The sequence below is a fragment of the Sphingobium xenophagum NBRC 107872 genome, from assembly GCF_000367345.1.
Lineage (GTDB): Bacteria > Pseudomonadota > Alphaproteobacteria > Sphingomonadales > Sphingomonadaceae > Sphingobium > Sphingobium xenophagum.
This window is the reverse complement of sequence record NZ_BARE01000003.1, coordinates 1-12,733: the sequence shown is the minus strand read 5'-3', so window position 1 is coordinate 12,733 and position 12,733 is coordinate 1. Positions and strand designations below refer to the sequence as shown.

Genomic DNA, 12,733 nt, shown 5'->3' with positions numbered 1-12,733 from the left:
GCCCTAACGATAGGGCGACCCCCCTCCGTCTGGCCTGCGGCCATCCACCTCCCCTTGCAGGGGAGGAAGTATTTTGTTCGACACGCCAATGATGGCGAACCCGATAGTCTCACGTCGACAGCGGATACCCGACCTCGGCTGCCTCCCAAACATCTGCCTTGACCGACTTGGCAATTGACTTGGCACCGCTAGTTCCTATCTCCCTGCTACATCGGGACATACCTGCTTCGACCCATGGTTGGGGCGCCTCCTGCCCTTAGGCCGTCCGGCTTTTGGGCGGATCATGCGTCATCCTCCCGACCGGGCCGATGCTACCGCGAGGAGACGCATTTTCATGACCGCCATCGGACAGGACACATTGGGCACGCGCGACATATTGCATGTCGAGGGCAAGGACATCGCCTTTTACTCGCTCAAAAAAGCGGCGGCGAAGCTGGGCGACGTGTCGCGCCTGCCCTTCTCGATGAAGGTGCTGCTCGAAAACCTGCTCCGCTTCGAAGATGGCGTCACCGTCACGATCGAGGATATTCAGGCCATCATCGACTGGCAGAATGACAAGGGCAAGGCCGAGCGCGAGATCCAATATCGTCCCGCCCGCGTCCTGCTTCAGGATTTCACCGGCGTCCCCTGCGTGGTCGATCTCGCCGCCATGCGCGACGCGATGAATGCGCTGGGCGCCGACGCCAGCAAGATCAATCCGCAGGTGCCCGTCCACCTCGTCATCGACCACAGCGTCATGGTCGACGAATTCGGCACGCCCAAGGCGTTCGAGCAGAATGTCGAGATTGAATATCAGCGCAACATGGAGCGCTACGACTTTCTGAAATGGGGCAGCAAGTCCCTCGCCAATTTCTACGCGGTCCCCCCCGGCACCGGCATCTGCCATCAGGTCAATCTGGAAAATATCGCGCAGGCCGTCTGGTCGTCCGTGGATGCGGACGGCAATATCGTCGCCTATCCCGACACCTGCGTCGGCACCGACAGCCACACCACCATGATCAACGGCCTTGGCGTGTTGGGCTGGGGCGTGGGCGGTATCGAGGCTGAGGCGGCGATGCTTGGCCAGCCTGTCTCCATGCTCATCCCCGAAGTCGTCGGCTTCAAGATGGTCGGCCAATTGAAGGAAGGCGTCACCGCCACCGATCTGGTGCTGACCTGCACCGAAATGCTGCGCAAGAAGGGCGTGGTTGGCCGCTTCGTCGAATATTTCGGCCCCGGCCTTGCCAGCCTGTCGCTCGCCGACCGCGCGACCCTCGCCAACATGGCGCCCGAATATGGCGCGACCTGCGGCTTCTTCGGCATCGATGACAAGACGCTCGACTATATGCGCCTGACCGGCCGCAGCGACGAAAATCTCGCGCTGGTCGAAGCATATGCCAAGGAACAGGGCTTCTGGATCGATCCGTCGGCGGAGTTGGTGTTTACCGATACGCTGGAACTGGACCTTGCCACCGTCGTCCCCAGCCTGGCCGGTCCCAAACGCCCGCAGGACCGCGTCTCGCTGCCGCAGGTCGATGATGTGTTCAACGCCGATCTCGCGAACGTCTACAAGAAAGCGCAGCAGCGCGTGCCGGTCGATGGCAAGGATTTCGACATTGGCGACGGCGACGTGACCATCGCGGCGATCACCAGTTGCACCAACACGTCGAACCCCGGCGTCATGCTGGCCGCGGGCCTGGTAGCCAAGAAGGCGAACGAACTGGGCCTTAAGCCAAAGCCCTGGGTCAAGACGTCGCTCGCCCCCGGCAGTCAGGTCGTCACCGACTATCTGGAAAAGGCGGGCCTCCAGTCGCATCTCGACGCGATCGGCTTCAATCTGGTTGGCTATGGCTGCACCACCTGCATCGGCAATAGCGGCCCGCTGGCCCCGCCGATCAGCGCCGCGATCAACGACAATGGTCTGGTCGCCGCCGCCGTCATTTCGGGCAACCGCAATTTCGAAGGCCGCGTGTCACCCGACGTGCGCGCCAATTTCCTGGCCTCTCCCCCGCTCGTCGTCGCCTATGCGCTCAAGGGCACGGTGATCGAGGATTTCATCACTACCCCGATCGGCGTCGGGAGCGCCGGGCAGGACGTCTATCTCAAAGACATCTGGCCCACCAATGACGACATCGCATCGACCATGGCGACCTGCGTGGACCGCGCCATGTTCCAGGCGCGCTACGCCAACGTCTATAAGGGCGACGCCCATTGGCAGGCGATCGACGTTACCGGATCGGACACATATCAGTGGCGTGCAGGCTCCACCTATGTCGCCAACCCGCCCTATTTCGAAGGGCTGAGCATGACCCCGGCACCCGTCACCGACATTGTCGAGGCCAAGCCGCTGGCGATATTCGGCGACTCCATCACCACTGACCATATCTCGCCCGCAGGCTCCATCAAGGCATCCTCACCAGCAGGCAAGTGGCTGTCCGAGCATCAGGTCGCGCAGGCCGATTTCAACAGCTATGGCGCGCGTCGCGGCCATCATGAAGTCATGATGCGCGGCACCTTCGCCAATATCCGCATCAAGAATCTGATGCTGGACGGCGTCGAAGGCGGCATGACCCGCTACAAGGGCGAAACCCTGCCCATCTATGACGCGGCGATGAAGCACAAGGCGGACGGCACTCCCCTGGTCGTCATTGGCGGCAAGGAATATGGCACCGGATCGTCACGCGACTGGGCGGCCAAGGGCACCAATCTGCTGGGGGTTCGCGCGGTCATCGTCGAAAGCTTCGAACGTATCCACCGCTCCAATCTGGTTGGCATGGGCGTGCTGCCGCTTCAGTTCAAAAATGGCGACACGCGCGACACGCTGGGCCTGACCGGTGACGAAAGCTTCACCATCACCGGCGTTGGGAAGCTCAAGCCCCGTCAGGATGTCGAAGTCGCCGTGACCCGTGCCGATGGCTCGACCTTCACCTTCACCGCGCTCTGCCGGATCGACACGGTCAACGAGCTGGAATATTTCCTGAACGGCGGCATCCTGCAATATGTGCTGAGAAAGCTGGCTGCCTGATCCGCTGACCGCCTGACACCGCCATCCCGTGCCGCTATTTCGGCCGGGATGCGCGGCTTTCAGGCTCAGGGCCGTGCGGTTGCGCTCGCGTCTCGCACCGACTTGAACTCGGACCCCGGCTTCCATTGCGGCCAGCGGGTCGACGTCGCAAGGTCTTGGCCGATCGCCAGCATCAGGTCCACATCCTGCGCCGCGCCGTCCAGTTTCCATGTCGTGTCGACCGCGTCACACGCCTGATGATAACATTGGCCGGTATAGGCATCGACCCAGGCCTGTCCCGCCGCCCGGCCGCCCTCGACCAGATCGGACGCGCCCGCAATCCCCATCATCAGCAGCACCGGCACGCCCCGCTTGGCCATGGAGAAATGATCGGCACGGTAGAACAGCCCGCGTTCGGGCAGGCTTTCAGGCGTCACGACCCGGCCCTGCGCGGCGGCAGCCCTGGCCAGGTCATCCTCCAGCGTCCCCTGCCCCTTGCCCACCAGAATGACGTCCTTCGCCTTGCCAGCGGTCTGGAGAATGTCGATCGTCAGGTTGGCGACGGTCTTGTCGAGCGGCCAGACCGGGTTCTGGGCATAATGTTCCGAACCCAGCAGCCCCCGCTCCTCCGCCGTCCAGGCCGCGAACAGGATGCTGCGGTTCGGCGCGGGGCCAGCCTTGAAGGCGCGGGCGATCTCGAACAGGCCTGCGATGCCCAGCGCATCGTCATTGGCCCCGGCGCGATATATCCGCCCCTGCGCGTCGGGCGCACCCTTGCCATAGGCATCCCAATGCGCGCCGTACATGACCGTTTCGTCAGGCCGTTTGGCACCGGGAATGCGGGCAAGGACATTGGCGCTCTTGATGACATCCTGCGTCACCGGGAAAGCGGCGGAAAAGCTGGCCCCCTTCAACTCCACGGGCCGAAAGCCTTTCGACCGCGCCTTCGCGCGCAAGCTTGCAAGGTCCAGACCCGCGCCTGCAAACAGCCTGGCCGCTGCCCCGCCCTCGATCCAGCCCTGTAGCTGGAGGCTGGTCAGCTTGTCGGGCGCGCGGACCAGATCATAATTTTCCCCGCCCGGACTGACGACCACATTCCAGCCATAGCCAGCGCCGGGCGTGTCATGCACGATCAGCGCGCCAACCGCGCCGCGCCGGGCCGCTTCCTCGAACTTGTAGGTCCAGCGGCCATAATAGGTCATTGTCCGGTCGCCGAACTTGCCGGCTGCGTCATCGCCCTTCGCCGCTTCGAAATCCGGATCGTTGATCAGAAAGACCGCGACCTTGCCTTTCAGGTCCGCGCCCTTGAAATCATCCCAGCCGCGTTCCGGGGCAGAGACGCCATAGCCAACGAACAGCAATGGCGCGCTGCTTATCGCAACCTTGTCGCGCGGCTGGAGGGTGGAAAGATAGACGTCCTTCCCCGCGGTCCACGCCGTCGTGGCGCTTCCCTGCTTGACGCCCAGCACCTCCGCCTGGCCCAGCCGGGTGTGGAGCAGCGGCACGCTTTGCACCCATTGCCCATCCGGCCCGCCCGGCTCCAGCCCCAGCGCCTGAAAGCGGCCGACCAGATAGCCGATCGTCCGCTCCTCCCCTACCGTGCCGGGGGCGCGGCCTTCGAACAGGTCGGACGCCAGAACGCGGACCGATTGTTCGAGTTGCTGCGGCGCGACCGTCTGGGCGTGAGCGGGAAGGGCGAGGAGGCCAAGAGCCAGTAATGCACGGGTCATGGCACAGGCTTACCCGCTACCAGCCCTAAGCGAAAGGCCAGTGACGGGCGAAAGGACTGTCAGAATTCGATGTCGAGTTCTTCCATCTCGTCCGGTTCGATCCGCGCTTCGTCAATCCATTCGCGCATGATGTCCCATCCGTTGATCGTCTGGCAATAGGCCGCCGCCTTCATGGACACCGGCACGGCATAGGTCAGGAACCGTTCGGCCACCGGCGCGAACATCGCGTCGGCGACAGTCGGCTTGTCGCCGAACAGCCATGGCCCGCCATAGCTGTCCAGACATTCGGCCCAGATCGTCTCGATCCGTTCGATGTCGGGCTTGGCGCCCGGAAAGATCGGGAATTTGGCGTGGCGGACCTTCAGGTTCATCGGCAGGGCGGAGCGCAGATTGGCGAAACCGGAATGAATTTCGCCCGATACCGACCGGCAATGGGCGCGGGCGATCCGGTCGGCGGGATACATGCCTGCATCGGGATATAATTCATGCAGATATTCCGCGATCGCGAGCGTGTCCCACACGCTTGCCCCTTCATGGGTCAGGCGCGGCACCAGTACGGATGGCGACAGCAGCAGCAATTCCGCGCGATTTTCCGGATCATCCAGCGCGACCAGCTTTTCCTCGACCTTCAGGCCCGCAATCCGGCAGAGCAGCCAGCCGCGCAGCGACCAGGACGAGTAATTTTTACTGGATAGAGTGAGCTCAACAATGGGCATGACATTCCCTCCGGTCGGCCTTAACCTACATTTATGATGATGCGGTGCAACATATAATCCGTGTATAACGTTTTATACCAGAACCGATTCGGATGGACGGATTAAACAAGGCGCGCTTATAATCATGCGGATGCTATACAGTGGTTATCAGGCGTGGAACGATATGCTGGCGCCGGCACGCTTCGGGGCGCAGGTTGCGCTGGGGATGCGCGACAAATTGGGGCCGATGGCCGACTGGGCCATGCCCAGGCGCATGTTCGCGCTGATGGACGTGTTTCAGGGCGCGCGGGTGACGCACAAGCGGCCGCCCTACGCCATTACGTCGGTACGCAGCGGCAATGCCGATGTGGCGGTGCGCGAAGAGATCGTCCTCGACCTGCCCTTTGGCGACCTGCTGCACTTCGTGAAGGATGAGGTAGACACCGCCCAGCCGCGCGTGCTGGTGGTGGCGCCGATGTCGGGTCATTTCTCCACCTTGCTGCGCAGTACTGTGGAGACCCTGCTGCGGGACCATGACGTCTATATTACCGACTGGAAAAATGCTCGCGACGTGCCGCTGGCGGCGGGGCGTTTCGGCTTTGAGGATTATGTCGATTATATAATCCGCTTTTTCCAGACGATGGGCCCCGGCGCGCATCTGCTGTCGGTCTGCCAGCCCTGCGTTCCTGCGCTGGCGGCGGTGGCGGTCATGGCGGAGGATAAAGACCCCGCGACCCCCAAGTCGATGACACTGATGGGCGGGCCGATCGATACGCGGGTCGCGCCCACCGTGGTCAATGATCTGGCCAACGACAAGCCGATCGACTGGTTCGAGAAGAATCTGATCTCCATCGTCCCCTTCCGCTATGCCGGGCGCGGTCGCGAAGTCTATCCCGGCTTCGTCCAACTTTCCGCCTTCATGGCGATGAACATGGAACGGCACGGATCGCAGCATCGCGAACTCTATCAGCTTCTGGCCGACGGCAAGACGGTCGAGGCGGACAAGATCAAGAGTTTCTACGAGGAATATTTCGCGGTCCTGGACATGACCAAGGAATTTTATCTGGAGACGGTCGATCTGGTGTTCCAGCGCACCTTGCTGGCCAAGGGCGAATTGATGCACCGTGGCCGTCCCGTCAATCCGGGCGCGATCCGCAAGACCGCCCTGCTGACGGTCGAGGGCGAGAAGGACGATGTCTGCGCCGTGGGCCAGACAGCGGCGGCCCACGCGCTCTGCACCGGCCTTCGCCCGCACCTCAAGCGCCACCATTTGCAGCCGGGCGTTGGCCATTATGGCGTCTTTTCCGGCAGCAAATGGGAAAAGCAGGTCTATCCGCAGGTGCGGAACATGATCCTGTCGATGAACTGACGGCCCGGCAAAGGGCAAGCGTCGAATAGGAGATGCGCGGCTTAGCTTCGCATATTTCCCGGCAATCATGATATTTTCGTGCGCGATGCGGACAGGATGTTACGCATCCTGCCATGGCTGGCGCATGCGAAACTTCGCAAACTTCGCCCATATCGCTTATGGAAAATTCGGGTGACGTTTGCCGGTCGGCCATGCGGTGCGCGCGGTCGAATATTGCGTGTGAACGATGGGAAGGAACCGGGCGCGCTTATAGCAGGCGGGGCGGGTGTAGGACAGCAAGCGTCCTCCCCCCTCTTCCAAGTGCGGCATAGCGCGCGATGGCTTGAGGGTTTTTCTCCACCTCCGTTCGTTTCGCGCGAAGTCGCGAAACACCGAGCAGGTTTCTCGACTTCGCTCGAAACGAACGGGGGCGGGTTGGGGCGGGTGTAGGACAGCGAGCGTCTCCCCCCTCTTCCAACTTCGCCTAACCTCACTGCGTTCAGTAAGGCTCCGTATCCTTCTCCCCCGTGGGGAGAAGGATACGGACGCGGCCCTACCATTCATACGCCTTGGGTAGCGCGCCCTCGCCCGGCGTCGCATAACGGTCGCGCAGCTTCGTCTGGCGGTTGTCGATGGGTTGCGGCACGCCATCGATCCACACCGCGATCGGCGCGGATGTCATTTCCAGCGGATCGCCATCCCACAGCACGACATCCCCTGCCCGCCCCGGCTTCAGTGAGCCGATCCGGTCGCCCAGCCCCATGGCTTCGGCGGGGGCGCTGCTGATGGTGCGGAGCGCCTGCCCCCAACTGAGGCCGGTGGCGCCCGGCACCTTGTTCAGCGCCACCATATTGCCCGCCTGCTGGGTCGCGAGGCGCAGTTGCAGCCCCTCGTCCCGGTCCATCAGCCCCATGGAGACGATGACGCCTGCCTTCACCATCCGCCCGACATTGCTCTGGGTCGCGGCCAGCTTTTCAAAGCTGGAGGGAAGGTCGTCGAGGCCGCCCGCGATCACCGGCACCTTGGCCGCCGCGATTTGCGGCGCGACCATCCAGCCTTCGGCAGCGCCCGCGATGATGAGCTTGAGCGCAGGAAAATCCTGACGCAGCGACAGGACGGTCACTATGTCGCGCGCGCTTTCGACATGGACCATCAGCGGCATTGCCCCGGTGACGACCGGCACCAGCGCCTGCGCATCCACCCGGTTGAGCAGCGCATCCTTCGACCGCCCGTCATAGCTGGCAGGCGCCCTGGCATAATCCTGCGCCTCGCGCAGCATCGTCTTGAAGGTCAGGATCGCGGCGGGACGGCTGCCGCCCGCATCCTTGGCCCCCTCCTCGCCCAGTTCGACATATTGGAAGGCGCGCGCCCTGGTGATGGCGTTCATGTCCGCGCCAAGGTCCACCACCGCGCCCTGCCCGGCGAAAATGCCGATGCCGGTCGACGGGACGACGACAGCGCGGGTAATGCCCGCCGTGCGGCTGATCGCGATCGGGTTGGCGAGCGGGTTGATCGCCGGAGCAACGTCGATCGCGGCGGAAAAGGGCGACCGCGCGCTGGCGTCATTGGTTTCGTTGACCGCAGGCACCTCTACCAGACCGACGCGGGAGTATCCCGACACCAGACCCGGCGTCACCCATTTGCCGCCCGCATCGATGGCCTTGATGCCCGGCGGAATGGCGATGCCCGCGCCAGCGGCCGTCACCTTGCCAGCGCTGATCAGGACAGTGCCGTTGCGGATGGGTTCAGAGCCGTCGCCAATGGCGAGGGTCGCGCCGGTGATGGCGAGGGACTGGGCAAGCGCGGGGGTGGAGAGCAGCGCAAGAGCCGCGAAGGCTGCGCGAGCGCTTCTCGACTTCGCTCGAAGCGAACGGATGTTGGATGCCTTCATCATTTCACGTCTCCCGCGCCGATCTGGCCGAGTTCAAAATCGCTGACCGGGCGCAGTTTGGGATTGGCGCTGTCATAGAGCAGCGCCCCGTCGATCCACACCTTCTCCGGCCTTGTATAGGTGCTGAACGGGTTGCCGTTCCACAGCACCACGTCGGCCATCTTGCCGACCTTCAGACTGCCGGTCTGATCGGCAATCCCCATCGCCCGCGCGGGATTGATGGCGAGCCAGGTCCACGCCACCTCGTCAGCGATGTCGATGCCCATCCGGCGGCCAGCCCCCAGCGCCTTGGCCGCCTCCTGATTGAGCCGCTGTATGCCGTTTTCATCATCGCTATGGACGATGGTGCAGGCGCCTGCCCGGTGGACCAGCGGGATATTCTCCTTGATCCCGTCATAGGCTTCCATCTTGAAGCCATACCAGTCGCCCCACAGCGCCGCGCAAATGCCATTGTCGCGCAGCAGGTCGGCAATCTTGTACGCTTCGACCGCATGGTGAAATGCCGTGACCTTATACCCGAACTCCTTGCTCATATCGATGACATTGGCCATTTCGTCGGCGCGGTAGCAGTGGTTATGGACCAGGATCTTGCCTTCCAGCACATCGGCCAGCGTTTCCATGCCAAGGTCACGGGTCTGATCTTTTCCGGCGGCGCGCTTCTTCTGATATTCGCGCGCCTTGATCCAGGTCTGGCGATTGACCGCCATATTGCCCATGCGGGTGGAAGGCTCCCGCCCCTTCGAGCCATAAACCCGCTTGGGATTTTCGCCGCACGCCATTTTCAGGCCATAAGGCGCGCCGGGGAACTTCATCCCCTGCATCGTGCGGGCGGGGACGTTTTTCAGCGTGACGCTGCGTCCGCCGAACAGATTGGCCGATCCAGGCAGGATTTGCAGGCTGGTGACACCGCCATTGGCCAGCGCCCGGCCAAAGCCCGCATCCTGCGGCCAGATACTATGTTCGGCCCATACATGGGCAGTGACCGGCGACGTCGCTTCATTGCCGTCGGACAGCGCGTCCACGCTGGGGCTGGGATAATCGCCCAGATGGCTGTGTATGTCGATGACGCCCGGCGTCACATATTTGCCGGTGCCGTCGAACAGGGCGATGTCGGCAGGGATTGGCGTGTCGGGGCCGCCGATCGCGGTCACCTTGCCATCGGACAGGAAGATGACGCCATTGTCGATCCGCCCCCCCTCCCCGTCGAAAATGGTCGCGCCCCTGATCGCCGTGGCGACACCGGGATAGGCCTTGTAGGTCGAGGGATAGGGGTTTTCCGGCTCGGCCGAACTGCCCTGCGTCGGGGCGGGCGCTTCCCTGTCCTTCTTCGCACCGGCAGGGGTAGCCGCGCTGGCGAGCAGCGCAGCGATCAAGATCAACCTCATGGACGTTCCTCCGCGCCAATCGTGTCAAGATGCATCAGCCGCGTGATCATTGGCGAAACCAGCAATACGATCACGCCGACCCCGATCGAAAACCAGCCGATGCGACTATAGACGTCCAGCACCTGCGCCACGCCGTTCGCATCGCCGCTGCCGGTCGCGCGGGCGATCAGGCCAGCGATGAAATTGCCCGCTGCCATCGCCAGGAACCAGGTGCCCATCACCAGCCCGACCATATTGGGCACCGACAGTCGCGTCATCGCCGACAGGCCGACCGGCGAGAAGCATAGCTCCGCCATGGTGTGGAACAGGTAGATGAGGATGACGAACAGCAGCGGGGTCAGATCCTGTCCCGCCATCGCCGCGCCCGCCACCAGCACCAGAAAGCCCGCGCCGCACAATATGAGGCCGATGCCGAATTTGGCGGGGGATGAGGGTTCGAGGCGGCGCTTGTCGAGGAAGGTCCACAGCACGGCGAATAGCGGCGCCAGCAGGATGATGAAGATGGAATTGACCGACTGGAACATCGATGCGGGAATATCCCATCCCAGCACGGTGCGATCGACATTGCGATCGGTAAAGATGTTGAGCGACGATCCGGTCTGTTCAAACAGGCCCCAGAATAGCGGATTGAGCGCGATCAGGAACAGGGCGGCGAACATGCGGTCGCGATCGACCTTGCCCAGCGTGCCGAGCGTGCGCCAGACGATGTAGATGACCGTCAGCGCCGCGAAGGCGAGCAAAGCATAGCCCAGCAATTCGGCATAGCGGATGACGAACCAGATCGCGACGACGCCCAATATCGCGCCCAGATAGATGGTCCATTCCTGGCTGACGCCTGCAACCGCTGGCGCGCGCAATTGCTGCGGCGCGGGCGGCTCCCCCTTGCCCAGCAGCCAGGGAGTGAGCCAGACGAACATCACAAGACCCAGCAACATGCCGACCCCGGCCGCGCCAAAGCCCCAGCCCCAGCCCATCGTTTCGCCCAACAGGCCGCAGACCAGCGGGCCGATCGCCCCGCCCGCATTGATGCCCATGTAGAAAATGGAAAAGGCCGGATCGCGGCGGGCATCATCGCGCGGATAGAGTTCGCCCACCAGCACGGAGATATTGGCCTTCAGAAAGCCGGTGCCGACGATGATGCTGGCCAGCGCCAGATAGAAGCCGTTGAGATAGACCGGGTCTTGGCCCCCCGGTCCCTCCGTCACCGCGATCAGGAAATGACCGAAGGCGATGAACAGCCCGCCCGCCAGCACCGCCTTGCGCGGACCAAGGAACCGATCGGCCAGATAGCCGCCGATGACCGGGGTGATATAGACCAGCGAGGTATAGGCCCCGTAGAGCAGATAGGCTCTGTCCTCCCCGAACAGGAAATGTTTGGTGAGGTAGAAGATCAGGATGGCGCGCATCCCATAGTAGGAAAACCGCTCCCACATCTCCGCGAAAAACAGCAGAAACAGGCCGCGCGGATGGCCAAGCCAGGTCTTGCCCGCTGCCGCCGCGCCAGAAATTGAGGTCGCCATCAGCTACCCTTGTCTTTTATGTGTGCCGGTCCGCCGAACGGGGACCAGAGGATGGCGCGAGACTAGAGCCTATTTCGCATCTGTCAAAAGCGCAGGCGGCCCTTGCGTCAAAGCGGGTGCCGCGCCATCTGGATGCGATGTTCAATGACCGCTCGACCCCGCTCACCCTGCTCCAGACCCGCCGATCGGGCAAACCGCGCGATCTGATCGCGCCCGGCCCGGACGATGCGCAATTGCGCCAGATATTGGAGGTGGCGATCCGCACGCCCGACCATGGCAAGCTGGCGCCATGGCGTTTCGTCATCGTGCCGCTGGAAAAGCGCGCGGCGCTGGCCGACCTGCTCGAAGCCGCCTATCGCGCCGAAAAGCCCGATGCCGGTCGGCTGGAGATCGAGGCGATGCACCAGTTCGCGCATCAGGCGCCGACATTGGTGGTGGCCCTGTCCGCCCCCGTCGCGGGCAGCAAGATACCGGCCTGGGAACAGATATTGTCGGTGGGCGCGGCGGTCATGAACCTGCTCAATGCGACCCATGCACTGGGCTTTGCCGGGGGCTGGCTGACCGGATGGCCTACCTATAATGACAATGTGCGCGCGGCCTTTGGCAAAGAGGGCGAAAGCATCGCCGGATTCATATTCATCGGAACGCCCGGCAAACCGCAGGAAGAGCGGCCAAGGCCAGATTATGACGACATCATATCGATCTGGGACAGATAGTTACGCAAACGACCCGATCCAGCGCAAGCAACTGGCTTGCGCGCATCGCTGTATTATGGCACTGATGCAGTTATGGCCGACGATTCCAAACCCGTCTATCTCCGCCTGCGAGAGATAATTGCCGCATCCATATTGGACGGTGAATTTAGCGATGGCGACATGCTGCCCTCCGTCCGCGCCTTTGCCGCGCAGCAGGGGGCCAATCCGCTGACGGTCGCCAAGGCCTATCAAAGCTTTCAGGATGATGGGCTGGTCGTGGTCAAGCGTGGCGTCGGCATGTTCGTCGCCGATGGCGCAACCCGCCGCCTGCGCGTGGCGGAGCGGGCGCATTTTCTGGAAACCGTCTGGCCCCCGGTCGCGGCGCAGATCCGGCGGCTGGGCCTGCGGGTCGAGGAACTGGACGCGCAGAAGGCGTAAGCGGGCCGCGCGCTTTTCCTGTCGTTCCGGGCCCATTCTCCAACCTCC

General features: G+C 63.1%; 9 protein-coding genes. 4 read left to right on the top strand and 5 right to left on the bottom strand.

The window, feature by feature from the left end; translation table 11 throughout:
- Positions 1 to 334: 334 nt before the first annotated feature.
- The gene (gene acnA, locus SX1_RS02410) at positions 335 to 3,004 is read left to right on the top strand and encodes an aconitate hydratase AcnA (protein ID WP_019051759.1); all 2,670 of its coding nucleotides are present in this window, start codon (positions 335 to 337) and stop codon (positions 3,002 to 3,004) included.
- 65 nt (positions 3,005 to 3,069) lie between these two features.
- Here acnA and SX1_RS02405 read toward each other — a convergent pair whose 3' ends face one another.
- Both SX1_RS02405 and SX1_RS02400 read right to left on the bottom strand, forming a co-directional pair.
- Positions 3,070 to 4,713 carry a M28 family metallopeptidase gene (locus SX1_RS02405; RefSeq protein ID WP_019051758.1) on the bottom strand — a complete coding sequence of 548 codons (1,644 nt, stop codon included), beginning with the start codon at positions 4,711 to 4,713 and terminating at the stop codon, positions 3,070 to 3,072.
- 59 nt (positions 4,714 to 4,772) lie between these two features.
- Positions 4,773 to 5,429 carry a glutathione S-transferase gene (locus SX1_RS02400; protein ID WP_019051757.1) on the bottom strand — a complete coding sequence of 219 codons (657 nt, stop codon included), beginning with the start codon at positions 5,427 to 5,429 and terminating at the stop codon, positions 4,773 to 4,775.
- Positions 5,430 to 5,553: 124 nt separating this feature from the next.
- On the opposite strand from SX1_RS02400, the gene SX1_RS02395 reads away from it, so the two are divergent.
- The gene (locus SX1_RS02395) at positions 5,554 to 6,777 is read left to right on the top strand and encodes a polyhydroxyalkanoate depolymerase (protein ID WP_019051756.1); all 1,224 of its coding nucleotides are present in this window, start codon (positions 5,554 to 5,556) and stop codon (positions 6,775 to 6,777) included.
- A 532-nt stretch (positions 6,778 to 7,309) separates the two neighbouring features.
- On the opposite strand, the gene SX1_RS02390 is transcribed toward SX1_RS02395, so the two are convergent.
- The 3 genes from SX1_RS02390 to SX1_RS02380 are packed head-to-tail and all read right to left on the bottom strand — an operon-like array spanning position 7,310 to position 11,552.
- A complete protein-coding gene (locus SX1_RS02390) occupies positions 7,310 to 8,650 on the bottom strand; it encodes an amidohydrolase family protein (RefSeq protein ID WP_019051755.1) in 1,341 nt (446 codons plus the stop codon).
- Positions 8,647 to 10,032, bottom strand: a complete 1,386-nt coding sequence (locus SX1_RS02385) for an amidohydrolase (RefSeq protein WP_019051754.1) — start codon at positions 10,030 to 10,032, stop codon at positions 8,647 to 8,649. The genes SX1_RS02390 and SX1_RS02385 overlap by 4 nt, the downstream gene beginning before the upstream one ends.
- Positions 10,029 to 11,552 (bottom strand): peptide MFS transporter, encoded by a 1,524-nt coding sequence (locus SX1_RS02380; protein WP_019051753.1) that lies wholly within the window; start codon positions 11,550 to 11,552, stop codon positions 10,029 to 10,031. The genes SX1_RS02385 and SX1_RS02380 overlap by 4 nt, the downstream gene beginning before the upstream one ends.
- A 137-nt stretch (positions 11,553 to 11,689) precedes the next feature.
- Here SX1_RS02380 and SX1_RS02375 point away from each other — a divergent pair, with 137 nt between their 5' ends.
- Entirely contained in the window at positions 11,690 to 12,268 is a 579-nt protein-coding gene (locus tag SX1_RS02375) for a nitroreductase family protein (RefSeq protein ID WP_026149425.1), read from the top strand.
- Between the two features lie 72 nt (positions 12,269 to 12,340).
- Complete coding sequence (locus SX1_RS02370) at positions 12,341 to 12,685, top strand: GntR family transcriptional regulator (RefSeq protein ID WP_017184351.1); 345 nt, start codon at positions 12,341 to 12,343, stop codon at positions 12,683 to 12,685.
- Positions 12,686 to 12,733 lie beyond the last annotated feature (48 nt).

Bases quoted from the DNA above. Each gene is read 5' to 3' on its own strand.
- SX1_RS02390 (WP_019051755.1), bottom strand. From the start codon at position 8,650: ATGATGAAGGCATCCAACATCCGTTCGCTTCGAGCGAAGTCGAGAAGC.
- SX1_RS02400 (WP_019051757.1), bottom strand. From the start codon at position 5,429: ATGCCCATTGTTGAGCTCACTCTATCCAGTAAAAATTACTCGTCCTGG.
- SX1_RS02395 (WP_019051756.1), top strand. From the start codon at position 5,554: ATGCGGATGCTATACAGTGGTTATCAGGCGTGGAACGATATGCTGGCG.
- SX1_RS02405 (WP_019051758.1), bottom strand. From the start codon at position 4,713: ATGACCCGTGCATTACTGGCTCTTGGCCTCCTCGCCCTTCCCGCTCAC.
- acnA (WP_019051759.1), top strand. From the start codon at position 335: ATGACCGCCATCGGACAGGACACATTGGGCACGCGCGACATATTGCAT.
- SX1_RS02380 (WP_019051753.1), bottom strand. From the start codon at position 11,552: ATGGCGACCTCAATTTCTGGCGCGGCGGCAGCGGGCAAGACCTGGCTT.
- SX1_RS02370 (WP_017184351.1), top strand. From the start codon at position 12,341: ATGGCCGACGATTCCAAACCCGTCTATCTCCGCCTGCGAGAGATAATT.
- SX1_RS02385 (WP_019051754.1), bottom strand. From the start codon at position 10,032: ATGAGGTTGATCTTGATCGCTGCGCTGCTCGCCAGCGCGGCTACCCCT.
- SX1_RS02375 (WP_026149425.1), top strand. From the start codon at position 11,690: ATGTTCAATGACCGCTCGACCCCGCTCACCCTGCTCCAGACCCGCCGA.